This is a genomic window from Streptomyces sp. NPDC045846 (assembly GCF_056431605.1).
Map to the genome: position 1 here is coordinate 174,433 of NZ_JBWKKJ010000010.1, position 22,819 is coordinate 197,251.

The window sequence follows — 22,819 nt, forward strand, 5'->3', positions numbered from 1 at the left end:
CCCTTTCGGGACGAACAGCCGTCCGCCACCGGGAGGTCCCGTGAGCAACGAAGCGCTGGCGCACCTGAGTACGGAGCTGGGGGCCGAGCCCCCGAACTCGCTGGGCGGGCTGACGAGCAGTCAACTGACGCTTCTGGCCGACGCGTTGCGCACGGAGCGCGAGCGTCGCGCGGCCGGTCTCGGCGAGGCCGCCGAAGCGGCCCTGGGGCTCGTGCCCGCCCTCGCCCGCGGCCCCGTCCGCCGCATCCTCTTCAAGTGAGGCCGGTGACCGCCATGGACAGCCGCGACAAGCTCCGCAACCGCGCCGAGACCGAGAAGCTCGCCGCCCTGCTCGACGAGCGCCCCGAACGCCTCGCCTTCCTCGCCGGCCTGCCCGCCGAGGACCTGAGGAAGCTCCGCGAACAGGCGGTGGCCGCCCTCTTCGACGGCATGCCGGACATGCTCGACCGCATCGCCGGGGCCACCAAGCTCGTCCCCGCCGGGGTGGCCGCCGCCATCTCGCAGAAGGCCCTCGGCCCGCGCCTCGCCGCCGCCGTCGCGGGCCGCCTCGAACCCGCCCGGGCCGCCGACATCATCGAGAAGCTCCCCGTCGCGTTCACCGCCGCGTCCTGCGCCCACCTCGACCCGCGCCGCATCGCGGGCATCGTGGACCGCCTCGACGAGAACCTGCTGATCCGCATCTCGGTCACGCTCGCCGAACGCGGCGACCACCTCACCATGGGCCGGTTCGTCGGCCATCTGCGCGACTCGGCGCTCACCCGCATCCTGCCGCAGGTCGACGACGCGGTGGTGCTGCGCACCGGCTTCGCCGTGGACCAGCCCCAACGCATCGCCCGCATCGTCGAGTTGATGGGCGAGGAGCGCCTCGCCCAGGTCATCGCCTCGGCCGCCGACGGGCTGTGGCCCGAGGCGCTCGCGGTCGCCTCGATGGTGACCGGCGAGCAGCGCGCCAGGATCGCCGCCCTGGCCGCGCGCCAGCCCCAGGAGCGGCTCGACACGCTGGTACGGACGGTGGCCGAGCAGGACCTGTGGGAGTCGCTGCTCCCGCTGGTCGCCCTACTGAGCGAGGAGGACCGCCGCTCCGTCGCCGTACTGCCCTCCCTCACGGACCCCGCGGTCCTCGCGGGAGTCGTTCCGGCGGTGGTGGCCACGGCCCTGTGGGCGGAGTTCCTCCCCCTGGTCGAGCTGCTGCCGGAACCGTCCCGCAAGGTCGTGGCCGACGCGGCGGCCGCCCTGACGGACGAGGACCTGGACGCCCTGGCCCGAGAGGTGGACAAGCAGGACCTGTGGGACCTGGTCCTGCCCCTGGTGGAACTGATGGAAGACGCCCCCAAACAACGCATCTTCACCCTTCCCGCCTTCCAGGACACCCCCTGACAGGCCATCACGACCCTGCCAAGGGCGCGGCGCTGTGACACGTGCGGCTCCGCCGCGCGGGCGCGACGCGGGCCAGGGCAACCCGCCAGGGGCGCGAGGAACTGCGCGACAAGCCACGCACGGTCGGAACCGGACGTGCCACCTCCGCCGGGCGGAGCCGGGCGCGCCCGGACCCGGCCCACCGGCACCGCGCCCCGCATCACGTACCCTCGGCACCCCACCACGGGAAAAGCCGAGGGAACGGGGAGGGCAAGGGTGAAGACGCTGCGGGCCGCCGCCAGAGGGGCCGTGCCGTGGAAGAACGGCGGCGGGGTGACCCGGAACATCGCCGCCCACCCCGAGGGCGCCGGGACAGCGGACTTCGAGTGGCGCGTCAGCCTCGCGGAGGTGGGCGCGGACGGCCCCTTCTCCGGCTTCCCGGGCGTGGACCGCGTCCTCACCGTCGTCGAGGGCGCCGGAATGGACCTCACCGTGGGCGGCCAACGGCGCCTGGTGGACGAGCGGTTCGTGCCGCAGCACTTCCCCGGCGACGCCGCCACCGACTGCCGCCTCCTGGCGGGCCCCGTCGTCAACTTCAACGTGATGTTCCGCAGAGGCGGCCCCGCCCCGGCGGTCGCCGTGGTGCGCGGGACCCTCACGGTCACCGGGCCCGCCCTGGTCGTCGCCCTGGACGCGCCCGCCCAGGTCGACGGGGTGCGCCTGGGCCGGTACGACGCGGTCCTGACCGACGAGGGCGCGGCGGTGCTGCGGGCCGAGGGGTACGCGGCCGTCGTCACCCTGCCGCCGCGCCAATCCGGACACAAGGTGTCGGGTATCTGAGGTTTCCTTGGACGCATGGCATCCAAGGAGACAGGAACCACGGCGGTCGGCTGGAGCGAGTTCCGCCGGGCGGAGGCGCGGTTCGCCGAGCGCGTCGAGGCGCGGTTCGGGAAGTACAAGCACTATGTGCTCGCGACGCTGCGCAGGGACGGCTCGCCCCGGGTCACCGGCCTGGAGGTGGAGTTCCAGGGCGGGGAGCTGTGGCTCGGCATGATGCCGAACTCGATGAAGGCGCGCGACCTGCGCCGTGACCCCCGGTTCGCGGTGCAGGCGAACCCGGGCCCGGACGCCGAGATGGCGGACGGCGACGTACGGATCAGCGGCCGCGCCGTAGAGGTCACCGACCCCGTGGTGAAGGCGTCCTTCGCCTCGAAGGTGGAGCCGCCCGAGCCGTTCCACCTCTTTCGCGCCGAGCTGACCGAGGTCGTGTTCACGGGCGTGGAGAACGACGAACTGGTCGTACGGGCCTGGCGACCGGGCGCCGCCCTGCGCACGCTGCGGCGCGGCAACGGCGAGGAGTCGGCCCGCGAGGACGCCTGAACCCCCGGGAGTTAGAGTCGCCTGGTCATCGGACGCGTGCGAGGATCCAGGGGAGTTCATGAGCAGCGAACACGACAGCGGTGCGGTCACCCTCGTCACGGGCGGGGCGAGCGGGATCGGCGCCGAGACCGTCCGGCGGCTCCTGGCCGCCGGACACCGGGTCGCGGTCACCGGCCGCGATCAGGCGAAGCTCGACGCCTTCGCGGCCGAACTGGGCGCGGGGGAGCGGGTGTTGGCGGTCGCCGCCGACACCACCGACCTCGCGTCGATCGGCGCGGCCGTCGAGGCGACCGTCAAGACCTTCGGGCGGCTCGACCACGTCGTCGCCAACGCCGGGTTCTCCACCCACGACAACCTCGCCGACGGCGACCCCGAGCACTGGCGCGAGATGCTCCTGGTGAACGTGCTCGGTCCGGCCGTCCTGGTCAAGGCAGCGCTGCCCGCGCTCACCGAGAGCGGCGGCCGCATCGTGATGGTGGGCAGCACGGCGGGGGTCAAGAACACGCCGGGCAACATGTACTCGGTCAGCAAGGGCGCGCTGACCTCGCTCGCCGAGAACACCCGCGTCCTGGTCACCGGCTCCGGCGTCGGCGTGACCCTGGTCGCGCCGGGCCGGGTGGACAGCCCGTTCTGGGAGAGCCACCCGGCGGGCGTCGTCCCGGACGGCCCCTCGATGACCCCGGACCGCGTGGCCGAGGCCATCGTGTGGGCGCTGTCCCAGCCGGCCGGGGTGGAGGTGAACACCCTGGTGGTCCGCCCGACGGGCCAGATCCACTGAGCGGGCCGCCCCGCCCGCTCAGCCGTCCAGGACGGCCGCCCGGCACTCCGACGGCGTTCCCCACGCGTCCCTGAGCGGCCGTGCCTTGCGCAGCCACAGCGACAGGTCGAGCTCCTCGGTGTAGCCGACCGCGCCGTGCAGTTGCAGCGCGGTGCGGGCGGCGGCGTACGCGGCCTCCCCGGCCGTCACCTTCGCCGCGGCCACCTCGCCGGGCGACAGCGTCAGCGCGGCTCCGTACAGCAGCGGCCGCGCGAACTCCACCGCGACCAGCGTGTCCGCGAGCCGGTGCTTGACCGCCTGGAAGGAGCCGACGGGCGCACCGAACTGGGTGCGCTGCTTGACGTACGCCACGGTCCGGGCCAGCAACGCCTCGGCGACCCCGAGGCACTGCCCGGCCGCCGCGAGCCGCGCCCAGGTGGTCGCGTAGCGGACCGCGTCGGTCAACTGCGGTCCGTGTGCGATCAGTTCACCGCCGGGCAGCGGGCGGGACAGGCGCCGTGCCGGGTCGGCCGAGCGCTGGACCGGGCCGTGGCCCGGGGCGAGCCGCACGTCCTGCTCCGTCACCGCGAGGAGCGCGTCGGCCGCGTCCGCGTCGAGCGCGTAGGGACCGGCCCCCGGGAAGTGCACGCTCGCCGCGCACGCGCCCGACACCAGGCCGGGCAGCAGCCGCTTGGCGGGGCCCTGCTCGCCCAGCTCCGCAAGCCGGGCCAGCAGGGTGCACGCCGCCACCGTCTCCACCAGCGGCCCGGGCACCGCGTGTCGTCCCAACTCCACGAAGGCGGTGGCCAGTTCGACCGGCAGGAGCCCGGCACCCTCGTACGCCTCCGGCGCGACGAGCGCGAACACCTCGGTTTCGGCGACCCGGGACCACAGGGCGCGGCCGGGTCGCGCGTCCCCCGCGCTCCAGGCCCGTACCGCCGCGGGAGTGTCGGCGGCGGCCAGCATCGCGTCCAGGGAGCGGGCGAAGGCGCGCTGCTCCGGGGTGAGCAGGAACCTCATCGGCGCCTCTTCGGCAGGCCGAGCAGGCGCTCGGCGATGATGTCGCGCTGGATCTCGTTCGTACCGGCGTAGATCGGCCCGGCCAGTGAGAAGACGTGTCCCTCGGCCCAACTCCCGTACGCCGGAGCCTCACTGGCCTCGTCGGAGAGTTCGCCGTACGGGCCGAGCAGATCCAGCGCGCACTCGTGCAGGGCGATGTCGTAGCGCGACCAGAACACCTTGTTGAGGCTCGACTCGGCGCCGATGCTCTCGCCCGCGGCGAACCGCGAGGCGTTGGCGCAGGTGAAGAGCTGATAGGCGCGTGCCCCGATCACCGCGTCCGCGACCCGGTCGCGCAACGCGGTGTCCGCCGGGTCGCCCGCCGTGCGCCACAGCTCCACGAGGCGCGCGGCCGAGGCGAGGAAGCGGCCGGGGGAGCGCAGCATCAGGCCGCGCTCGTTGCCGGTCGTCGACATGGCGATGCGCCACCCCGCGCCCACCTCGCCGATCACGTCCTCGTCCGGCACGAAGACGTCGTCGAGGAAGAGCTCGGCGAACGCCGGCTTGCCGTCCAGACGGCCGATCGGCCGGACCGTCACGCCGGGCGCCCGCAGGTCGAACATCAGATAGGTCAGGCCCTGGTGGGGCTTGGACGCCGCCGGATCGGTGCGGAAGATACCGAAGGCGCGGTCGGCGAACGCGGCCCGCGACGACCAGGTCTTCTGCCCCGAGAGCAGCCAGCCCCCCTGCGTGCGCTCGGCCCTGGACCTGAGCGAGGCGAGGTCGGAGCCGGCCTCCGGCTCGGACCAGGCCTGCGCCCAGATCGTGGCGCCGCTCGCCATGGCGGGCAGGATCCGCGCGCGCTGCTCCGGGGTGGCGTGGTCGAACAGGGTGGGCGCGAGCAGGTTGATGCCGTTCTGGGAGACCCGTCCGGGCCCGCCCGCCGCGAAGTACTCCTCCTCGAAGACCAGCCACCGGAAGATGTCGACGCCCCGGCCCCCGTACTCCTCGGGCCACGACACCACCGACCAGCGGTCCGCGTACAGCCGGGCCTCCCACTCCCGGTGCGCGGCGAAACCGGCCTCGGTCTCCAGGGAGGGCAGCGGCGCGGTCGGCACGTGCGCCGCGAGCCAGTCGCGCGCCTCGGCCCGGAAGGCCTCCTGGTCGGGCGTGGGGTCCAGGTCCATGGGTACGGCACACCATCCTTCCCTAACAAGTGTTTGGTAGGTTAACGTGGCGCCGTGACGGACAACAAGGCTCAGTACGTGCCGGGCCACGGCCTGCTCGACGGCCGCACCGCCGTCGTCACCGCGGCGGCCGGCGCCGGGATCGGCGGCGCCACCGCCCGCAGGCTCCTCGAAGAGGGCGCCCGCGTCGTCATCGGAGACGCCCACGCCCGGCGCCTCAAGGAGACCGAGCAGGCGCTGGCCGCCGAGTTCGGCGCGCCCAGGATCGCCTCGCTGCCCTGCGACGTGACCGACGAACAGCAGGTCGCCGCCCTCTTCGCGCTGGCCGCCCGCGAACACGGCGGGCTCGACATCGTCGTCAACAACGCGGGTCTTGGCGGCACTTGCGCCCTGGTCGACATGGCCGACGACGCGTGGTCCAAGGTCCTCGATGTCACCCTGAACGGCACCTTCCGCTGCACGCGGGCGGCCCTGCGCGCCTTCAAGGAGTCCGGCCGCACCGGCGTGATCGTCAACAACGCGTCCGTCGTCGGCTGGCGCGCCCAGGCCGGCCAGGCCCACTACGCCGCCGCCAAGGCGGGCGTCATGGCGCTCACCCGGTGCGCGGCGATCGAGGCCGCGGAGTTCGGCGTCCGCGTCAACGCCGTCGCCCCCAGCCTCGCCATGCACCCCCATCTGGTGAAGGTCACCTCCGCGGAACTGCTCGAAGAGCTCACCGCCCGCGAGGCGTTCGGCCGCTACGCCGAGCCCTGGGAGGTCGCCAACGTCATCGTGTTCCTGGCCAGCGGCTACTCCTCGTACCTGACCGGCGAGGTCGTCTCCGTCAGCAGTCAGCACGCCTAGCCGGGGCAGCACAATGGACGGGTGCCGACGAACAACAAGAAGAAGACGCAGGTGACCGCCTCGCCCGAGCGGCGGCGCGAACTCCTGGCCACGGCCGCCGAGGTGTTCGCCGCCCAGGGCTACAACGCCACCACCGTCCGGAAGATCGCCGACGAGGCGGGCCTGCTCGCGGGCAGCCTCTACTACCACTTCGACTCCAAGGAGTCGATGCTCGACGAGATCCTCTCGACCTTCCTGACCGAGCTGTGGGAGGGGTACGACGCGGTGCTCGCCGCCGGGCTCGGACCCCGGGAGACCATCGAGGCCCTCGTCACCGAGTCCTTCCGGGAGATCGACCGGCACCGCGCCGCCGTCGCGATCTACCAGAAGGAGTCCAAGCACCTGGCCGCGCTGCCCCGCTTCCACTACCTGAGCGACTCGCAGCAGAAGTTCGAGAAGGCGTGGCTGGGGACGCTGGAGCGCGGGGTCGCCTCGCAGGCCTTCCGGGCCGACCTGGACATCCGCCTCACCTACCGCTTCGTGCGCGACACGGTGTGGGTGGCCGCGTCCTGGTACCGGCCCGGCGGTCGGCACAGCCCGGAGGAGATCGCCCGCCAGTACCTCTCGATGGTCCTGGACGGCATCGCCGTACGCGCGTAACTCACATAAGTGACACGGGAGTTGACATGGCCGAGGCCTACATCGTCGAAGCGGTACGCACCCCGGTGGGCCGACGCGGGGGAGGGCTCTCGGGGGTCCACCCCGCGGATCTCGGCGCCCATGTCCTGAAGGCGCTCGTCGAGCGCGCCGGCATCGACCCGGCCGCCGTCGAGGACGTGGTCTTCGGCTGCCTGGACACCGTGGGCCCGCAGGCCGGCGACATCGCCCGGACGTCCTGGCTCGCGGCGGGCCTGCCGGAAGAGGTCCCCGGCGTCACCGTCGACCGCCAGTGCGGCTCCTCCCAGCAGGCCGTGCACTTCGCCGCGCAGGGCGTGCTGTCCGGCACCCAGGACCTGGTGGTGGCGGGCGGGGTGCAGAACATGTCGATGATCCCGATCGCCTTCGCCTCCCGGCAGGCCGCCGAACCGCTCGGCCTCACCGACGGCCCCTTCCTCGGCAGCGAGGGCTGGCGGGCCCGCTACGGGGACGCGCCGGTCAACCAGTTCCACGGCGCGCAGCTGATCGCCGAGAAGTGGGGGATCTCGCGCCGTGCCATGGAGGAGTTCGCGCTCGGCTCCCACCGGCGCGCGATCCGCGCCCTCGACGAGGGCCGCTTCCGGCGGGAGACCGTGGCGTACGGCGCCGTCACGGCGGACGAGGGCCCGCGCCGGGACACCACCCTGGACAAGATGGCGGCCCTGCGGCCCGTCATGGACGGCGGCACGATCACCGCGGCCTGCTCCTCCCAGGTCTCCGACGGCGCGGCCGCCCTCCTCATCGCCTCCGAGCGCGCCGTCGCCGAGCACGGACTGACCCCGCGCGCCCGCGTCCACCACCTCTCGGTACGGGGCGAGGACCCCGTCCGCATGCTGTCCGCGCCCATCCCGGCCACCGCGTACGCGCTGAAGAAGACCGGCATGAGGATCGACGACATCGACCTGGTCGAGATCAACGAGGCCTTCGCGCCGGTGGTGCTCGCCTGGCTGAAGGAGACCGGCGCCGACCCGGCCCGCGTCAACGTCAACGGCGGCGCGATCGCGCTCGGCCACCCGCTCGGCGCGACCGGCGTGAAGCTGATGACCACGCTGCTGCACGAGCTGGAGCGCACCGGCGGCCGCTACGGCCTCCAGACCATGTGCGAGGGGGGCGGCCAGGCCAACGTGACGATCATCGAGCGGCTGTAGGGGCCGGTGGCGGGGCGCGACGGGAGCGGACGGCTGTAACACGGGCCACAGGGACGCCCCGCACGGCGGCATGCTATCGTGGTGGCTGTTGCAGTTTTGGTACCCATATACTTTATGTGCGCCTGACGGGAATGATCCTCAGGCGCATTATTTGTTTCCGGGGTTTCTCCGGATGGGCTCAATGCGGCGACGAGGAATCCGTAAATCCGCGGATTTCCGGAACTGCCCCTGTCTTAGGAGAAATGACATGGCTACTGGCACCGTGAAGTGGTTCAACTCGGAAAAGGGCTTCGGCTTCATCGAGCAGGACGGCGGCGGCCCCGACGTCTTCGCCCACTACTCCAACATCGCCTCCTCCGGCTTCCGTGAGCTCCTCGAGGGCCAGAAGGTCTCCTTCGAGGTCACCCAGGGCCAGAAGGGCCTGCAGGCGGAGAACATCGTTCCCGCCTAATCGCCGACGAGGCGTATTTTGCAGCCGCGCACGCCGCGGCTCGCGAATTTCGCAGCCGGGGCCCGCACCCTCAGGTGCGGGTCCCGGCTTGTGCTGTCTTGTCCCAGGAAGGCAAATTCGTATGACGCGCATGACCAGCAAGCGCTCCGGTGCCGCTTCCGGTGCCGGTACCGGCTCCCGTTCCGGTTCCGGTTCCAGTTCCGGCGCCCGCAGGGGCACCGGCCGGCCCGCCGCCAAGTCCACGAAGTCCGTCAAGGGCAGGACGATGGCGCCGCAGGGCGAATTCACACTGCCGGAGACCCTCACCCCCGCGCTGCCGGCCGTCGAGGCGTTCGCCGACCTGGACATGCCCGCGGCGCTGCTCAAGACGCTCGACGCGCAGGGCGTGACCGAGCCGTTCCCGATCCAGGGCGCCACCCTGCCGAACTCGCTCGCAGGCCGCGACATCCTCGGCCGCGGCCGCACCGGCTCCGGCAAGACCCTCGCCTTCGGCCTCGCCCTGCTCGCCCGCACCGCGGGCCGGCGCGCCGAGCCCAAGGCGCCGCTCGCCATGGTCCTCGTACCGACGCGTGAGCTCGCCCAGCAGGTCACCGACGCGCTCACGCCGTACGCCACGGCCGTGAACCTGCGCCTCACCACCGTCGTCGGCGGCCTCTCCATCACCAAGCAGGCGGGCGCGCTGCGCCGCGGCGCCGAGGTCATGGTCGCCACCCCGGGCCGGCTCAAGGACCTCATAGAGCGGGGTGACTGCTCGCTGGAGAACGTGGCCATCACCGTCCTCGACGAGGCCGACCAGATGGCCGACATGGGCTTCATGCCGCAGGTCACCGCGCTGCTCAAGCAGGTCGAGCCGGACGGCCAGCGGATGCTGTTCTCGGCGACCCTGGACGCCAACATCGACCGCCTGGTCCGGATGTTCCTCACCGACCCGGTCGTGCACTCCGTCGACCCGTCGGCCGGCGCGGTCACCACGATGGAGCACCACGTCCTGTACGTGCTCGATGAGACCGACAAGAAGGCCGTCACCACCCGTATCGCGGCCCGCGACGGCCGCGTGATCATGTTCCTGGACACCAAGCGCTCCGTGGACCGGCTGGTCAAGCGGCTGCTCGCGAGCGGCGTCCGGGCGGCCGGACTGCACGGCGGACGCTCCCAGCCGCAGCGCAACCGCACGCTCGACCAGTTCAAGAACGGCCAGGTCACGGCGCTCATCGCGACGAACGTCGCGGCGCGCGGCATCCACGTGGACGACCTGGACCTCGTGGTGAACGTCGACCCGCCGACGGACCACAAGGACTACCTCCACCGCGGCGGCCGCACCGCGCGCGCGGGCGAGTCGGGCAGCGTCGTCACGCTCGTCCTGCCCGACGAGAAGCGCGAGATGACCAAGCTCATGTCGTTCGCGGGCATCCGGCCGCGCACCGCCGAGATCAAGTCGAGCTCCGAGGAGCTCGTACGGGTCACGGGCGCGCGGGAGCCGTCCGGCGTGCCGGTGGTCATCGAGATCCCGGCCCAGCCGGAACCCAAGCGCCCCGCCTCGGGCCGCAGCCGCGGCCGCCGAGGCGGCCAGGGGACCCGCGCCCAGGGCTCGACCTCGACGACCCGCTCCCAGGGCTCCCGCGCGCAGGGTTCGTCCTCCCGCACCCAGGGAGCCCGCACCCAGGGCACGCCCCAGTCCGCGACCCCGCGCACCCAGGGCGCCCCGTCCCGTACCCAGGGCGGCCGCGGCCGAGCCCAGGGCGCCGGAGGCCGAGGCCGAACCGGGAGCTGACCCTCCCGGCGCGAGCGGCCCCCTGCGGCGGGGCCTGGTTCCGAACTCGGCTGTGCCTGAAGGAAGTTCGCGCGAGCTTCCTTCAGGCCGGGCCGCCGTTCGTCAAGGCGCAAGCATCGCCCTGGGGCTCGCCGCTTCGGCATCGTGGCTGGTCAAGGCGTTTTGCGGGCTCCAGGCCCCGGGTTAGGGTGCCAGCGCACGTACGTCGTTTCGGGAGACCGCACGGCTGACGAAGGCCCCTCCCGCCGACAGCTACGCCGATCCACTCACCGTACGGCCCCTTCAGCCGAACCTGGTTCAGCCTTCCCCCTTCCTGAAGCCGTCCCCCCAGGCCGGTCCGCATCAGGACGGCGAGCGCTTGAAGATCGAGCCGTCGATCCTCAACAAGGCCGCGGGCAGCGCGGACGAGATCCATACCGCCTTCACCGAGCCCGCCGCGGCGCTCGAATACTCGATTTCCGAGGGAGGCAAGGTCGGGGCTCTGAAGAAGCTGATCACGACGGACATCCCGGCCATCGTGACCGACGATCCGAAGCATCTCGGAGAGGCGTTCGTCGGCTCCTACTCGTTGGATTACGACGTGCGGGGGCAGGACCCCGACGGTTCCCTGGTCGTGCAGTACAAGTTGAAGAACGCCACCAGTAATGAATCGTTCCTGCACTTCATCGGCTACTACGACTGGCTCAAGAGCACGAACCGGGACGAGGGCGTCCTCTCCACCGTTCGCCAGGAGATCACCTGGACCGAACGCATTCCCGCCGGAGGGAAGTAGCCCCATGATCCGTCGCCCGCGCGCGTGCGCCATGGCCGTCGTCCTCGCCGCGATTCTGCTCGGGCCCACGGGATGCGGGAGTTCCGGAGCGCTCGACCGCTGTATTCCGGCCCAGGCCACGGCCGTGGTCGGCAGTGAGGTCGCCGGGACGTACCGGGGGAGATACGACGCGGAAGGCGTCGGCCTCACGCTCTCGTTCGCTCCCGGTCGCAACGGAGGCGGCCTCACGGCGGAGAACTGGCCGACCGGCACCTACTACCGTGCGGAGCTGGGCAAGTCCTTCAGCGGGTCGGGGACCTGGGAGGTGCAGAGCCGCTCGGGGCCCCAGGGTCACCCGCTGATCCTTCTCCACTTCACCCAGCCGCATGACTGGATGCCGGGCGACACCGTCGACCGGCTCTCGGTCGCCACGGACGCGACCCGGACCGTCCTGTACGAGAACTCCGACCCGGACACGTGCCCGGACTTCCGGCTCGATCTCACCAAGGGAAAGTAGCGCGCCCGGCTCCCCGGCGGCCCCCGGCCCCCGCTCAGCCCACCAGTCTCTCCCGTAGCCCGGCCAGGTCGGGGAGGGTCAGGCCCAGGCCCTGGGTCAGGTAGGTGTAGAAGTCGCCGTACTGCGCGGTCAGTTGGGTCAGGGCCGTGTTCAGGTAGTCCGGGCGCACCTCCTGGAGGGGGATCAGGAGGTCCGGGTTCCGCATCGTGCCCGACTGTTTCAGGGCCGCTCGCAGGGCCGCGTCGGACGCTGCCCGGAAGGTGTTGGATGCCAGGTAGTCCTGGGTCGCCGTCGCCGCCGGTACGCCCAGGGCGCGCAGGAGCACGTAACTCTCCCAGCCCGTGCGGTCCTTGCCCGAGGTGCAGTGGAACAGGAGGGGGCCGCGGCCTGCGGCCAGGTCCTTGAGGGTCGCGCCGAAGGCGGCGCGGGCCGACGGGTCGGTGACGAAGGCCCGGTACACGGTCCGCATGAGGGCCTCCGCCTTGCCGTGGCCCAGCATCTCGTCCTGCTTCGCCGGGTCCCTGGATCCGATCGCCGCCAGCGTCTGCGCGTACAGGCCGCTGTCGGGGACGGGGCGGTAGAGCGGGGCGAGCCCGGCGGGTAGGTGGTCGGGGCCGTCGTACTGGAGCTCCAGGGGCAGCCGGAAGTCGACCACCTCGCGCAGGCCGAGGCCCGCGAGGGTCGCGACGTCCGCGTCGGTCGCCCGGTTCAGCGCGTCGGCGCGGTAGGCGAGGCCGTACCGGACCCGTGCGCCGTCGTAGGTGCGGTAGCCGCCCAGGTCGCGCACGTTCACCGCGCCCTGGAGCACGACCTGGTGGATGGGTGCGTCGGCTTGCACCTGTGCGGCACCCGGGGGCGCCGGGGTCGCCGCCGACGCGGCGGCGCTCACCATGCCCACGGCCAGGGCCGCGGTCACCGCGGCGGTCGTCAGCCGTGCACGTGTCACCTTGCGGATGGAGCGGCTCACGCGATCAACTCCCTTGCAGGGGTGGGGTGTTCACTCGGCTTTCGGCAGTGCGGCCAGCACCTGCGCGGCCTCCGTCATCACGCGGGTGATGAGCTCCTCACAGCTGGGAAGGTCCTCGATCAGACCGGCGACCTGGCCGGAGGCCATGACTCCGAGGTCCGTCCGGCCCTCGACCATGGACGCGCGCAGCAGCATCGGGGTGTTGGCGGCGAGCAGCGTCTGACTCCACGTCAGGTCCTTGCCGTGCCGCAGCGCCAGGCCGTCCCGGACCAGTCCGGGCCAGCTCCGGCCGGAGAGCCTGCGGAAGGCGGAGGCGCGGCGGAGGGCCTGGGCCAGGGCGCGTGCGCGGCCCGCCCCTTCGAGGGACGCGACGAGATCCGTGCGCAGCATGCGGTGCGGCAGGCCGTCCACGGCGGTGGTCACGGTGACGTCCTTGACCGTCGCTGCCAGGTACTGCGCCTTCACCGCGGCCGGGACCGTCGAGTCGGAGGTGAGCAGGAAGCGGGTGCCCATCGCCACGCCCGCCGCGCCGTACGCGAGCGCCGCCACCAGGCCGCGGCCGTCGTGGAAGCCGCCCGCCGCGATCACCGGGATGTCCACCGCGTCGACGACCTGGGGGAGCAGCACGGTGGTCGCCACCTCGCCGGTGTGCCCGCCGCCCTCGCCGCCCTGCACGATGACCGCGTCCGCGCCCCACGCCGCGACCTTCTCGGCGTGCCGGCGCGCCCCGATGGAGGGGATCACCACGACGCCCGCGTCCTTCAGCTCGGCGATGAGCTCACGGGAGGGGGCCAGCGCGAACGACGCCACCCGTACGCCCTCGTCGATGATGATCCGCACCCGCTCGCGGGCATCGGCGGCATCGGCCCGCAGGTTGACCCCGAACGGCTCCCCTGTGCGGGAGCCGACCTCCCGCACGGCCCGCCTCAGCTCGGCCGTCGTCATCGTGGCGGAGGCCAGGATGCCGAGGCCGCCCGCCCGCGCGGTGGCCGAGACCAGGCGGGGGCCCGCCACCCAGCCCATGCCGGTCTGCACGACGGGGTGCCGGACGCCCACGAGTTCGGTGAGGGCGGTCGCGATGCGGGGAGCGGTCACGGCCGGACCTCGCGCTCGCGCAGTCCGTCCGGGTCGATGACCTCGCGAACGAGGCGCAGCTCCTCGGGCGTGGGCTCCCGGGTGTACGCCGCCTCGTCGGTTCCCCGCAGCTCGAACGCCGTCGCCCGGCGCACCTCGTCGAGCGTGACCCCGGGGTGCAGCGACACCAGCCGCATCGAGTGGTCCGGCGTCGCGAAGTCGAAGACGCCCAGGTCGCTCACGACCCGCGGGATGCGGTGGTAGCGCGTCGCCGAGGGGCCCGCCGCGGCGGCGCTGTCGTAGCCGACCCCGCTGATCATGTCGACCTTCGGGACGAAGACCCGGGCCGAGTGCTTGGGCACCCAGTAACTCACCTGGTGGTTCAGGGTGTTGACGGGCGCGCCGCGCACGCCGAGGAGCTGGCGGGCGGGCCTCGACCAGTCCCCGATGCAGGAGATGTTCTGGTTGCCGAACCGGTCGATCTGGCTCGCGCCCATCATGACGTGCCGCCGGCCGCCGGTGGCCAGCGCGAGGTGCTGCCGGTAGGGCAGCCAGCCCTCGGGCTCGCCCGCGGGGCCGATGAGCAGGGCCTCGCCGTCGGTGAGCAGGAGGTCGGGCGAGAAGGTGCGCCGGGCGAGCCGGGCGCCCACCGAGGGGATCAGGCCCATCGGGCTCGCCAGGACCTCCCCGTTGTCGCGCCAGGCCTCGGCACAGGCGATCACGCAGTACTCGGCGCGGGTCACCCGCGCGGTGCTCGTCGTCACTGCCGCTCCTCGTGCCAGCTCTGCACGGCCGACTGGTAGGACTTCTCGTCCGGCCCGGACAGGAAGCGGTCGGCGAACTCGGCCCAGGGCGTGGTCGCGTACAGCTTCTGGAACGGCTCGTCGCGGCCGTAGTCGGGGGCGCAGGAGGTGAAGTGGGCTCCGTTCGGGGTCTCCACGACGCCGGTGACCGCGTAGCGCTTGACCAGCAGGGTCTGCGGCACGGCGGCCCCGAAGCCGTCCACGATCCGCTCGCAGGAGACGTACGCGCTGTCGGCGGCCTCGCAGAACAGGTCGTCGAAGTACGGGTCGGGGCCCAGGTACTGGCCGTTGCCGGACCGGTCGGCGCGGTTCAGGTGGACGAGCGCCGCGTCCATGCGCAGGGCGGGCATCGCGACGAAGGTCTCGCCGTCCTCGTACGGGGAAGTCACCGTGCGCAGAGCCGGGTTGACCCGCATCACGTCGGAGCCGAGCCCCGCGCGGACCGGCAGGAAGGGCAGCCGGTTGGCGGCCGCGTGCAGCCCCCACATGAACATCGCCTCGTCGACCTCCGTCAGCTCGATGGCGCCCTCCTGCCGTGCCGCGCGGAAGTGCGGCTCCAGGGGGATCGAGTCGAGCGTGGCGAACGGCGCGACCAGCCTGCGGATCCGGCCAGCGGCGGCGAGCAGGCCGACGTCGGGGCCGCCGTAGGAGATCACCGTGAGGTCGGTGACGGGGGAGCGGAGCAGGGCCCGCACCAGCGCCATCGGTTTGCGGCGCGAGCCCCAGCCGCCGATGCCGAGGGTCATGCCGCTGCTCAGGCGCGCGACGACGTCCTCGGGCGTCATGGTCTTGTCCGTCACGGCTGTGCCTCCTCGGTGGCCGGGGCGCGGGATGGGGCGGCCGCCCCGAACGTGTCGCGGACGCGGTCGGCGACGCCGCTGAGGTTGGCCTCGAAGGTGAAGCCCTGCTCGAAGCGGTAGCTGCGGCGCACGTCCACCGGGTCGATGCCGTTGATGGCGGCCTTGGCGAGGCGGATGAGGGTGCCGTCCTTGCGGGCGATCTCGCGCGCCAACTCCAGTGCCGCTGCGGCCAGTTCGGCGCGCGGGACGACCTTCCACACCGAGCCGTGGGCGTGCAGCTCCTGTGCGGTCGCCGTACGCGAGGTGTAGTACAGGGCCCGCATGAGGTGCTGGGGGACGAGGCGGGCGAGGTGGGTGGCGGCGCCGAGCGCGCCCCGGTCCAGCTCGGGCAGGCCGAAGACGGCGTCGTCGCTCGCCACGATCGCGTCCGCGTTGCCCACCAGGCCGATGCCGCCGCCGAGGCAGAACCCGCCGACGGCCGCCACGACCGGCACCTCGCACTCGTACACGGCGGCGAACGCCTCGTAGCAGCCCCGGTTCGCGCCGATGAGGGCGCCGTGGCCGCGGTCGCGCTGCATCTCCTTGATGTCGACCCCGGCGTTGAAGCCCCGCCCCTCGGCGGCGAGCACCACGCAGCGGTTGGCGGGGTCGCGCCCGGCCGCGCGGACCGCGTCGGCCAGCTCGTACCAGCCGCGCACGGGCAGGGCGTTGACGGGCGGGAAGTCGACCGTGACGAGGCGGATGCCCTTCTCGGGGCTTGCGGTGGAGACACCCATGGGCGGATCAGCTACCTTTCCACCAAACATTTGTTAGGTGAGGAAGGTAGCAGCGGATGGAGCTGGCCGGGAAGGCGGTCGTCGTCACCGGTGGCACCCGGGGCGTCGGCGCGGGGATCGCGAAGGCGTTCCTCGGCGCGGGAGCGGACGTCGTCGTGTGCGCGCGCAGACCGCCCGACGCACCCGTGCGGCGCGGCGGCCGCGAAGCCGAGTTCCGGCCGCTCGACCTGCGCGACCCGGAGGCCGTACGCGGCTTCTTCGCCGCGGTCGCCGCGGACCACGGGCGGCTGGACGTGCTGGTCAACAACGCGGGCGGGACCCCCTACCGGCTGCTCGACGAGGGCGAGGCGGAGCGCCACGCGCGGGTCGTCGAGTTGAACCTCGTCGCCCCCCTGACGGCCTCGCTCGCGGCCCGGCCGTACCTGCGGGCCTCGCGCGGGTCGGTGGTGATGATCGGCAGCGTGAGCGGGGTGCGGCCCTCGCCGGGGACGGCCGCGTACGGCGCGGCGAAGGCGGGCCTGGAAGGGCTCGCGCGGTCGATGGCCGTCGAATGGGCGCCCGAGGTCCGGGTGAACACGCTGGTCCTCGGGATGGTCCGCACCGAACTCAGCGCGCTGCACTACGGCGACGCGGAAGGCGCCGCCCGGGTGGGCGCGACGGTGCCGCTCGGCCGGCTCGCCGAGCCCGAGGAGGTGGGGGCGGCCGCGGTCTTCCTCGCCTCGCCCGGCGCGTCCTACATCAGCGGCGCCTCCCTGCTCGTGCACGGCGGCGGCGAACGCCCCGCCTTCCTGGACGCCGCCCAGGGCGGCCCACGTGATCGACAAACCTGAAGAGGACGGAAGATGAGCGGGTTGTGCGAGGGCCGGGTCGTGGTCGTGACCGGCGCGGGACGGGGGCTCGGCCGCGCGCACGCGCTGGCGTTCGCCGAGCAGGGAGCCCGGGTCGTCGTCAACGACCTGGGGGTCGGGCTCGACGGGGCGGGCGGCTCTCGCGGCCCCGCGCAGGCGGTGGTGGACGAGATCCGGGCGGCCGGGGGCGAGGCGGTGGCGCACGGCGGCGACATCGCCACGACCGACGGCGCCGCCTCGCTCGTCACCGCGGCCCTGGAGTCGTTCGGGGCGCTGCACACCCTGGTCAACAACGCCGGGTTCCTTCGCGACCGGATGCTGGTCAACCTGGACGAGGACGACTGGGACGCGGTCATGCGCGTCCATCTGAAGGGCCACTTCCTGCCGCTGAAGCACGCGGCCGCGCACTGGCGCGCCGAGGCGAAGGCGGGCCGCCCGGTCGCGGCCCGGGTGGTCAACACCAGCTCGGGGGCAGGGTTGTTGGGCTCGGTGGGGCAGGGGAACTACAGCGCCGCGAAGGCCGGGATCGTGGGACTGACGCTGGTCGCGGCGGCCGAACTGGGGCCCTACGGCGTCCAGGTCAACGCGATCGCCCCCGCGGCCCGGACCCGGATGACCGAGGCGGCCTTCGCGGACACGATGGCGGCGCCGGACCGCGCGGGAGCCTTCGACGCGATGGCCCCGGAGAACGTCTCGCCCCTCGTGGTGTGGCTCGGCTCGGCCGCGAGCGAGGGCGTCACCGGGCGGGTCTTCGAGGCGGAGGCGGGCCGCATCACCGTCATGGAGGGCTGGCGGCCCGGCCCGACCAGCGACAAGGGGGCCCGCCGCACCCCGCGCGAAGCGGGTGAGGCGGCGCTGGAGCTCCTGGCCCGGGCCGAGGCTCCGGGGACGGTGTACGGGGCGCGGCCGGGGAGTCGATGACCTCAGGTTGCCTGTGACTTAACCTCCCGTGACGGCTTCCTTACGCGGATGACCGCCTCGGTTAACAGGTAGAAAAATCAACGGTGTTGGCGTTGACGGCCGCCGCTCTACGCGCGTCATCATGGTGCACATGACAATCCCCCCACGCATCGCAGCCCTGGGCGGCGCCTTCGCCGTAGCCGCCGCCCTCCTCGCCGGCCCGGTTGCCGGGGCCGCCTCGGCGGCGCCCGCCACCGCCTCCGTCTCGCTGAAGTCGGTCGGCAGCGTCTGCTACTCCGCGCTGCCCTCGCAGGCGCACGACACCATCACCCTCATCGACCAGGGCGGCCCCTTCCCGTACCCCCGGGACGGCATCGTCTTCGACAACCGCGAGCACGCGCTGCCCAGCCAGGCCAGCGGCTACTACCACGAGTACACCGTGATCACCCCGGGCGCGCCGACGCGCGGCACCCGCCGGATCATCACCGGCAAGCGGACCCACGAGGACTACTACACCGCGGACCACTACGCCACGTTCCGCCTGGTCAACTTCGGCTGCTGAACCGGAAGCCGGGACACGACGAGGCCCGCCCCACCCCCGCGAGGGGGTGGGGCGGGCCTCGTCGCGGTCACTCCTCGCCGAGCCGTCTGCCAAGAGCGCCCGCCGCCGTCGAGTTGTGCACCGTGAACGCCACCGTCCCCGGCAGATAGCGGTCCTCGGACCACTCCACGGGCGACCCCGCCGGATCGGTGGAGCGGCGCCGCTCGCGCAGCAGCGCGTGCCCGGCCCGGCAGCCGAGCAGTTCCGCGTCGTCGGCGTCCGCGAGGACCACGTCGATGGTGTGCTGCGCGTCCGTGAACAGGACGCCGTGCAGCTCCAGTTGGTGCGAGTGCGACACCTCGTCCACCGCCATCGCGGCCACCAGCTCGCCGATCCGCTCCGGGTAGGTCGAACGCTCCACCATCACCGGCGCGCCCGACAGGGTACGCACCCGACGCACCCGGAACACCCTTGTACCGGCCGGGAGTTGGAGGTGGTGGGCCTCCTCCTCGGTCGCCGCGGCGGGCTCGACGGCCACGGTCCGCCCACCCGGCTCCTCGCCGAGCGAACGGGCCCAGCGCGCGAAGGAACGCAGCTCCGCGAAGCTCTGCAACCGGGCCGCCCCGCCGAGCACCACCCGGCGCGCCCCCCGCCGCGACGTCACGAGACCGTCCGCGCGCAGCGACGCCAGAGCCTGGCGGACCGTGCCCCGGGACACGCCGTAGCGGCGGGCGAGCTCGTCCTCGGCGGGCAGCCGCGCGCCCGAACCGTACTCGCCCGCCGCTATCGCGGTCCGCAGATCCCCGGCCACTTTCCGGTAGAGCGGCGACTTGCTGGACACCCCGGTCCCCCTCAACTGCCGATCAGTGAGCGGAGCAAGGTGAGGTCCGCCTCCTCCAGACTAGTCAGCACCGTGCGGCCCGCGGCGGGCGCTATCGGCTCCACCGACGGCACCGCGAGCACCGCGCAGCCCGCGGCCTCCGCCGAGGCGACGCCCGTCGCGGTGTCCTCGACCGCGACACAGCGCGCCGGGTCCGCGCCGAGCGCCGCGGCCGCCGCGAGATAGGGATCGGGGGCGGGCTTGGTGCGCACGGTGTCCTCGGCTCCGTACACCGCGTCGAAGCGGTGCCCGTCGAGCGAGGCCGCCACCCGCCGCACGATCGCCCTCGGCGACGCCGACACCAGCGCCGTCAGCGTGCCCGACTCCCGCAGCGCGCGCAGCAGTTGGAGCGCGCCGGGCCGGGGCTCGGCGCCGTCCGCGAGGCGCGCGGTGAAGTCCGCCCCCAGCTCGGCCGCCAGCTCCGCGCGCGAGGCGCCCAGCGCGCTGTGCAGCAACTCGGCGGTGTCCTCCACCGAGCGCCCGTACACCGAGCGGCGCTCCTCGCCCGCCAGCGCGTGCCCGTGCCGGGCCGCGACCTGCTCCACCACCTCGACCCACGCCTCCTCGGTGTCGACGAGGGTGCCGTCCATGTCGAACAGGACCGCCCGCAGCCCGCTCACGCCGCCTCCCCCGCCGCGAGCACCGGACGCGGCTGCGGCCGTACGGTGACGCGCGCGCCCGCGCCGAAGGAACCGGCGGCGTGCGAGGGAAGGTCGGCCTTGACCTCGGTGCCGTCCGCCAGGCGCACGGTCAGCCGGGTGCTGGCGCCGTGGAAGGAGCTGCCGGTCACCGTGTCGGGCCCGCCGTCCGTCACCTCCAGGGCCTCCGGGCGCAGCAGGAACACCGAGCCCGTCGCCGGGCCGTCCACCGGCAGCGGCACGCCGAGCACCTCGGCGAGGCCGTCGGAGGTGATCCTGCCGGGGACGCGGTTCATCGTCCCGATGAAGGACGCCACGAACGCGGTCGCCGGACGGTCGTACAACTCGGCCGGGGCGGCGCACTGTTCGAGCCGCCCGCCCCGCATCACCGCGACCTTGTCGGCCATCGACAGGGCCTCCTCCTGGTCGTGCGTGACGAAGGCGGTCGTGATGCCGAGCTCCAGCTGGAGGCGGCGGATCTCCTCGCGCAGCTGCACGCGGACCTTGGCGTCCAGCGCCGAGAGCGGCTCGTCCAGGAGCAGCAGGCGCGGCTGGAGGGCGAGCGCGCGGGCCAGCGCCACGCGCTGCTGCTGGCCGCCGGACAGCTGGTGCGGGAAACGGCCGCCGTGCTCGGGCAGCCCGACGAGCTCCAGCAACTCGGCCGCGCGGGCGCGGCGTTGAGGCGCCGGGACCTTGCGCATTTTCATGCCGAACGCCACGTTGTCGGCCGCGCTCAGATGCGGGAAGAGGCTGTAGGACTGGAAGACCATGCCGGTGTCGCGCCGGTTGGCGGGCACCGGCACGATGTCCTCGCCGTCGAGCAGCACCTCGCCCGCGTCGGGGCGCTCGAATCCCGCGAGGACCCGCAGGGCGGTGGTCTTCCCGCAGCCGGACGGGCCGAGCAGCGCGAGCAGTTCACCCGGCGCGGCCTCCAGGTCGAGCCCGTCGAGGGCCACGGCCGACCCGAAGCTGCGGCGCAGCCCCCGGATCGTCAGGGCGGTGCCGGTGCGCGGCGGAGCGGTGGTCATCAGACGGCTTCCTTCTTACGAGTCGTACGGGTGCCCCGGGTGCGGGCGAGGCCGGTGAGGACGAGCAGCAGCCCCCACGTGAGCAGCAGGCTGAGCAGCGAGACCGCCACCGACAGCTGGGCGTTGTCGCCGGAGGCCTGCACGATCCACACCGCGAACGGCTGGAACCCGAGCAGCGAGGCCACGGTGAACTCGCCGAGCACCAGGGCGAGCGCGAGGAACGAGGCGTTCAGGAGCGCGGTGCGCAGGTTGGGCAGCACGACCGCGACCAGCGCCCGCGGCCAGGACGCCCCCAGATCGCGGGCCGCCTCCACCAGGGTGCGCACATCGACGGCCCGCAGCCCCGCGTCCAGCGAGCGGTAGGCGAACGGCAGCGCCATCACCACGTACGCGAAGACCAGGACCAGCGGGAACGACGGGTTCTGGACCGCGACGAAGGTCTGGTACAGCGGGGTCGTGGCGAGATGGTCCGGGCCCCACTTGAGGACCGTGCCCAGACCCGCGACGAGGGCCACCGGCGGCACCACCAGCGGCAGCGTGCACACCACTTCGAGCACCGCCCGCAGCCGCCCCGACCCGGACAGCCGCACCGCGAGCGCGGCCGGCAGCGTCAGGACCAGCGCGAGCGCGACCGTGGCGAGCGCGAGCCCGACCGACCGGAGCAGCGCGGCGCCGAACCCGTCGGCCGTGAAGATCTGGGTGTACGAGGACAGGGTGAGGCCCTGCCCGGGCACGTCCACGGTGAACACCAGCGACGCGAGCAGCGGCACCAGGAAGTAGACCCCCGCGACCAGCAGGACCGCGCCGCGCCACGGGCGCAGGGGATGCGTCAGGCGAGCCATCGGGCGCTCCTTCGCTGAAGCGGCAGGTGCACGGCCATCACCAGGAGCGCGACGATCACCATGTCGAGGCTGAGGGCGAGCGCCACGTTCTCCTGGCCGACCAGCACGTTGCCGGACAGCGCGTCCGCGATCTGCATGGTGACCAGCGGCACCGAACTGCCCACCATGGAAGCGGCCGTGGCGTACGCGGCGAACGCGCTGCCGAACAGCAGGACGAAGCCGCCGAGCAGGGTGGGCAGCAGCACCGGGATGCCGACGTGGCGCCAGTACTGCCAGGCGCCCGCCCCGTTGTTGAGGGCGGCCTCCCGCCACTGCGGACGCAGCCCGTCCAGGGCCGGGGCCACGGTGAGCACCATCAGCGGGACGAGGAAGTACAGATAGGTCAGGGCCAGTCCCCAGAAGCTGTAGAGGCTCCAGCCGCGCTCGGCCAGGCCGAGCCTGGTGGTGAGGACGCCCGCGTTGCCCAGGGTCGCCACGAAGGCGAAGGCGAGCGGGACGCCGCCGAAGTTGGCGAGCACTCCCGAAGCGGTGAGCACGGCCTCGCGCAGCGCCGTGCCGCGCGAGGTGACGACGGCCTGCGCGAGCAGCAGCCCGAGCACGGCGGCGAGGGCGGCGGTGGTGGCCGCGAGCTTCACGCTGCCGAGCAGGGCGGTCCAGTACGCGCCGTGCACGGACTGGCTCAGGTTGCCGAGCCCGTACGAGCCGTCGACGGACAGCGCGCCGTTCAGCATGGCCAGCGCGGGCAGCCCGAAGGCGAGCGCGACGAAGGCGAGCAGGGGCACCGCGGCGAGCCAGGCGCCGGGGCGCCTGTGGCCCCGGCGCGGCTCGGGACGCTCAACCGCGGATACGGCGACCGGAGTTGAGGTGGTGGTGAGGGTCATGGAGTG

At 73.2% G+C, this 22,819-nt stretch carries 27 protein-coding genes; 15 read left to right on the plus strand and 12 right to left on the minus strand.

Features of this window, described 5'->3' with window-relative positions; all coding sequences use genetic code 11:
• Positions 1-40: 40 nt before the first annotated feature.
• From AC07F3_RS27845 to AC07F3_RS27865, 5 genes are all read left to right on the plus strand, one after another.
• The gene (locus tag AC07F3_RS27845) at positions 41-259 is read left to right on the plus strand and encodes a hypothetical protein (RefSeq protein WP_479117167.1); all 219 of its coding nucleotides are present in this window, start codon (positions 41-43) and stop codon (positions 257-259) included.
• Positions 256-1,377 carry a hypothetical protein gene (locus AC07F3_RS27850; RefSeq protein ID WP_479117168.1) on the plus strand — a complete coding sequence of 374 codons (1,122 nt, stop codon included), beginning with the start codon at positions 256-258 and terminating at the stop codon, positions 1,375-1,377. The genes AC07F3_RS27845 and AC07F3_RS27850 overlap by 4 nt, the downstream gene beginning before the upstream one ends.
• A gap of 255 nt (positions 1,378-1,632) precedes the next feature.
• Positions 1,633-2,196, plus strand: coding sequence for a HutD/Ves family protein (locus AC07F3_RS27855; protein ID WP_479117169.1), 564 nt, complete (start codon positions 1,633-1,635; stop codon positions 2,194-2,196).
• Between the two features lie 15 nt (positions 2,197-2,211).
• A complete protein-coding gene (locus tag AC07F3_RS27860; protein WP_479117170.1) occupies positions 2,212-2,736 on the plus strand; it encodes a pyridoxamine 5'-phosphate oxidase family protein in 525 nt (174 codons plus the stop codon).
• Positions 2,737-2,794: 58 nt separating this feature from the next.
• On the plus strand, positions 2,795-3,514 hold the full coding sequence (locus tag AC07F3_RS27865) for an SDR family oxidoreductase (RefSeq protein WP_479117171.1): 720 nt from the start codon (positions 2,795-2,797) through the stop codon (positions 3,512-3,514).
• A gap of 18 nt (positions 3,515-3,532) precedes the next feature.
• Here the strand turns inward: AC07F3_RS27865 and AC07F3_RS27870 are convergent, their stop codons facing one another.
• Together AC07F3_RS27870 and AC07F3_RS27875 are read right to left on the minus strand one after the other, a co-directional pair.
• Positions 3,533-4,513 carry an acyl-CoA dehydrogenase family protein gene (locus AC07F3_RS27870; RefSeq protein ID WP_479117172.1) on the minus strand — a complete coding sequence of 327 codons (981 nt, stop codon included), beginning with the start codon at positions 4,511-4,513 and terminating at the stop codon, positions 3,533-3,535.
• Positions 4,510-5,679 (minus strand): acyl-CoA dehydrogenase family protein, encoded by a 1,170-nt coding sequence (locus AC07F3_RS27875; RefSeq protein WP_479117173.1) that lies wholly within the window; start codon positions 5,677-5,679, stop codon positions 4,510-4,512. The genes AC07F3_RS27870 and AC07F3_RS27875 overlap by 4 nt, the downstream gene beginning before the upstream one ends.
• 54 nt (positions 5,680-5,733) lie before the next feature.
• Between AC07F3_RS27875 and AC07F3_RS27880 the strand changes: the two genes are divergently transcribed.
• The 7 genes from AC07F3_RS27880 to AC07F3_RS27910 all read left to right on the plus strand — a co-directional run bounded on the left by AC07F3_RS27880 (position 5,734) and on the right by AC07F3_RS27910 (position 11,835).
• Positions 5,734-6,522, plus strand: a complete 789-nt coding sequence (locus tag AC07F3_RS27880; RefSeq protein WP_479117174.1) for an SDR family oxidoreductase — start codon at positions 5,734-5,736, stop codon at positions 6,520-6,522.
• A 21-nt stretch (positions 6,523-6,543) separates the two neighbouring features.
• A complete protein-coding gene (locus AC07F3_RS27885) occupies positions 6,544-7,161 on the plus strand; it encodes a TetR/AcrR family transcriptional regulator (RefSeq protein WP_479117175.1) in 618 nt (205 codons plus the stop codon).
• 26 nt (positions 7,162-7,187) lie between these two features.
• Complete coding sequence (locus tag AC07F3_RS27890; RefSeq protein ID WP_479117176.1) at positions 7,188-8,345, plus strand: acetyl-CoA C-acetyltransferase; 1,158 nt, start codon at positions 7,188-7,190, stop codon at positions 8,343-8,345.
• 247 nt (positions 8,346-8,592) lie between these two features.
• On the plus strand, positions 8,593-8,796 hold the full coding sequence (locus AC07F3_RS27895; RefSeq protein ID WP_030362889.1) for a cold-shock protein: 204 nt from the start codon (positions 8,593-8,595) through the stop codon (positions 8,794-8,796).
• Between the two features lie 121 nt (positions 8,797-8,917).
• Positions 8,918-10,567 carry a DEAD/DEAH box helicase gene (locus AC07F3_RS27900; RefSeq protein ID WP_479117177.1) on the plus strand — a complete coding sequence of 550 codons (1,650 nt, stop codon included), beginning with the start codon at positions 8,918-8,920 and terminating at the stop codon, positions 10,565-10,567.
• Positions 10,568-10,925: 358 nt separating this feature from the next.
• Positions 10,926-11,339 (plus strand): hypothetical protein, encoded by a 414-nt coding sequence (locus tag AC07F3_RS27905; protein ID WP_479117178.1) that lies wholly within the window; start codon positions 10,926-10,928, stop codon positions 11,337-11,339.
• A gap of 4 nt (positions 11,340-11,343) precedes the next feature.
• Positions 11,344-11,835, plus strand: coding sequence for a hypothetical protein (locus AC07F3_RS27910; RefSeq protein WP_479117179.1), 492 nt, complete (start codon positions 11,344-11,346; stop codon positions 11,833-11,835).
• 34 nt (positions 11,836-11,869) lie between these two features.
• On the opposite strand, the gene AC07F3_RS27915 is transcribed toward AC07F3_RS27910, so the two are convergent.
• The 5 genes from AC07F3_RS27915 to AC07F3_RS27935 are packed head-to-tail and all read right to left on the minus strand — an operon-like array spanning position 11,870 to position 16,255.
• The gene (locus AC07F3_RS27915; RefSeq protein WP_479117180.1) at positions 11,870-12,802 is read right to left on the minus strand and encodes a tyrosine-protein phosphatase; all 933 of its coding nucleotides are present in this window, start codon (positions 12,800-12,802) and stop codon (positions 11,870-11,872) included.
• Between the two features lie 30 nt (positions 12,803-12,832).
• Positions 12,833-13,882: an NAD(P)H-dependent flavin oxidoreductase gene (locus AC07F3_RS27920; protein WP_479117375.1), complete on the minus strand. Its 1,050-nt coding sequence runs from the start codon at positions 13,880-13,882 to the stop codon at positions 12,833-12,835.
• Positions 13,883-13,893: 11 nt separating this feature from the next.
• The gene (locus tag AC07F3_RS27925) at positions 13,894-14,640 is read right to left on the minus strand and encodes a CoA-transferase subunit beta (RefSeq protein ID WP_479117181.1); all 747 of its coding nucleotides are present in this window, start codon (positions 14,638-14,640) and stop codon (positions 13,894-13,896) included.
• Positions 14,637-15,479 (minus strand): CoA transferase subunit A, encoded by an 843-nt coding sequence (locus AC07F3_RS27930; RefSeq protein WP_479117182.1) that lies wholly within the window; start codon positions 15,477-15,479, stop codon positions 14,637-14,639. Before AC07F3_RS27930 ends, AC07F3_RS27925 begins: the two co-directional genes overlap by 4 nt.
• Positions 15,476-16,255, minus strand: a complete 780-nt coding sequence (locus AC07F3_RS27935; RefSeq protein ID WP_479117183.1) for an enoyl-CoA hydratase family protein — start codon at positions 16,253-16,255, stop codon at positions 15,476-15,478. The genes AC07F3_RS27930 and AC07F3_RS27935 overlap by 4 nt, the downstream gene beginning before the upstream one ends.
• 56 nt (positions 16,256-16,311) lie before the next feature.
• Here AC07F3_RS27935 and AC07F3_RS27940 point away from each other — a divergent pair, with 56 nt between their 5' ends.
• From AC07F3_RS27940 to AC07F3_RS27950, 3 genes are all read left to right on the plus strand, one after another.
• Positions 16,312-17,085 (plus strand): SDR family oxidoreductase, encoded by a 774-nt coding sequence (locus AC07F3_RS27940; protein WP_479117184.1) that lies wholly within the window; start codon positions 16,312-16,314, stop codon positions 17,083-17,085.
• Between the two features lie 12 nt (positions 17,086-17,097).
• The gene (locus tag AC07F3_RS27945) at positions 17,098-18,024 is read left to right on the plus strand and encodes an SDR family oxidoreductase (RefSeq protein ID WP_479117185.1); all 927 of its coding nucleotides are present in this window, start codon (positions 17,098-17,100) and stop codon (positions 18,022-18,024) included.
• Between the two features lie 130 nt (positions 18,025-18,154).
• Entirely contained in the window at positions 18,155-18,565 is a 411-nt protein-coding gene (locus AC07F3_RS27950) for a guanyl-specific ribonuclease (protein ID WP_479117186.1), read from the plus strand.
• Between the two features lie 67 nt (positions 18,566-18,632).
• Here AC07F3_RS27950 and AC07F3_RS27955 read toward each other — a convergent pair whose 3' ends face one another.
• Genes AC07F3_RS27955 through AC07F3_RS27975 form a run of 5 tightly spaced genes read right to left on the minus strand, consistent with a single transcriptional unit; the run spans position 18,633 to position 22,813 of the window.
• Positions 18,633-19,385, minus strand: coding sequence for a GntR family transcriptional regulator (locus AC07F3_RS27955; protein ID WP_479117187.1), 753 nt, complete (start codon positions 19,383-19,385; stop codon positions 18,633-18,635).
• 11 nt (positions 19,386-19,396) lie between these two features.
• Complete coding sequence (locus AC07F3_RS27960) at positions 19,397-20,044, minus strand: HAD family hydrolase (protein WP_479117188.1); 648 nt, start codon at positions 20,042-20,044, stop codon at positions 19,397-19,399.
• Entirely contained in the window at positions 20,041-21,090 is a 1,050-nt protein-coding gene (locus AC07F3_RS27965) for an ABC transporter ATP-binding protein (protein ID WP_479117189.1), read from the minus strand. The genes AC07F3_RS27960 and AC07F3_RS27965 overlap by 4 nt, the downstream gene beginning before the upstream one ends.
• Positions 21,090-21,932 (minus strand): ABC transporter permease, encoded by an 843-nt coding sequence (locus AC07F3_RS27970; protein WP_479117190.1) that lies wholly within the window; start codon positions 21,930-21,932, stop codon positions 21,090-21,092. Before AC07F3_RS27970 ends, AC07F3_RS27965 begins: the two co-directional genes overlap by 1 nt.
• Positions 21,920-22,813, minus strand: coding sequence for an ABC transporter permease (locus AC07F3_RS27975; protein ID WP_479117191.1), 894 nt, complete (start codon positions 22,811-22,813; stop codon positions 21,920-21,922). Before AC07F3_RS27975 ends, AC07F3_RS27970 begins: the two co-directional genes overlap by 13 nt.
• Positions 22,814-22,819: the final 6 nt, after the last annotated feature.

Coding starts and splice junctions, on each gene's coding strand:
- AC07F3_RS27970 (WP_479117190.1), bottom strand. CDS start 21,932: ATGGCTCGCCTGACGCATCCCCTGCGCCCGTGGCGCGGCGCGGTCCTG.
- AC07F3_RS27875 (WP_479117173.1), bottom strand. CDS start 5,679: ATGGACCTGGACCCCACGCCCGACCAGGAGGCCTTCCGGGCCGAGGCG.
- AC07F3_RS27935 (WP_479117183.1), bottom strand. CDS start 16,255: ATGGGTGTCTCCACCGCAAGCCCCGAGAAGGGCATCCGCCTCGTCACG.
- AC07F3_RS27975 (WP_479117191.1), bottom strand. CDS start 22,813: ATGACCCTCACCACCACCTCAACTCCGGTCGCCGTATCCGCGGTTGAG.
- AC07F3_RS27900 (WP_479117177.1), top strand. CDS start 8,918: ATGACGCGCATGACCAGCAAGCGCTCCGGTGCCGCTTCCGGTGCCGGT.
- AC07F3_RS27945 (WP_479117185.1), top strand. CDS start 17,098: ATGAGCGGGTTGTGCGAGGGCCGGGTCGTGGTCGTGACCGGCGCGGGA.
- AC07F3_RS27910 (WP_479117179.1), top strand. CDS start 11,344: ATGATCCGTCGCCCGCGCGCGTGCGCCATGGCCGTCGTCCTCGCCGCG.
- AC07F3_RS27895 (WP_030362889.1), top strand. CDS start 8,593: ATGGCTACTGGCACCGTGAAGTGGTTCAACTCGGAAAAGGGCTTCGGC.
- AC07F3_RS27865 (WP_479117171.1), top strand. CDS start 2,795: ATGAGCAGCGAACACGACAGCGGTGCGGTCACCCTCGTCACGGGCGGG.
- AC07F3_RS27940 (WP_479117184.1), top strand. CDS start 16,312: ATGGAGCTGGCCGGGAAGGCGGTCGTCGTCACCGGTGGCACCCGGGGC.
- AC07F3_RS27950 (WP_479117186.1), top strand. CDS start 18,155: ATGACAATCCCCCCACGCATCGCAGCCCTGGGCGGCGCCTTCGCCGTA.
- AC07F3_RS27965 (WP_479117189.1), bottom strand. CDS start 21,090: ATGACCACCGCTCCGCCGCGCACCGGCACCGCCCTGACGATCCGGGGG.
- AC07F3_RS27870 (WP_479117172.1), bottom strand. CDS start 4,513: ATGAGGTTCCTGCTCACCCCGGAGCAGCGCGCCTTCGCCCGCTCCCTG.
- AC07F3_RS27890 (WP_479117176.1), top strand. CDS start 7,188: ATGGCCGAGGCCTACATCGTCGAAGCGGTACGCACCCCGGTGGGCCGA.
- AC07F3_RS27860 (WP_479117170.1), top strand. CDS start 2,212: ATGGCATCCAAGGAGACAGGAACCACGGCGGTCGGCTGGAGCGAGTTC.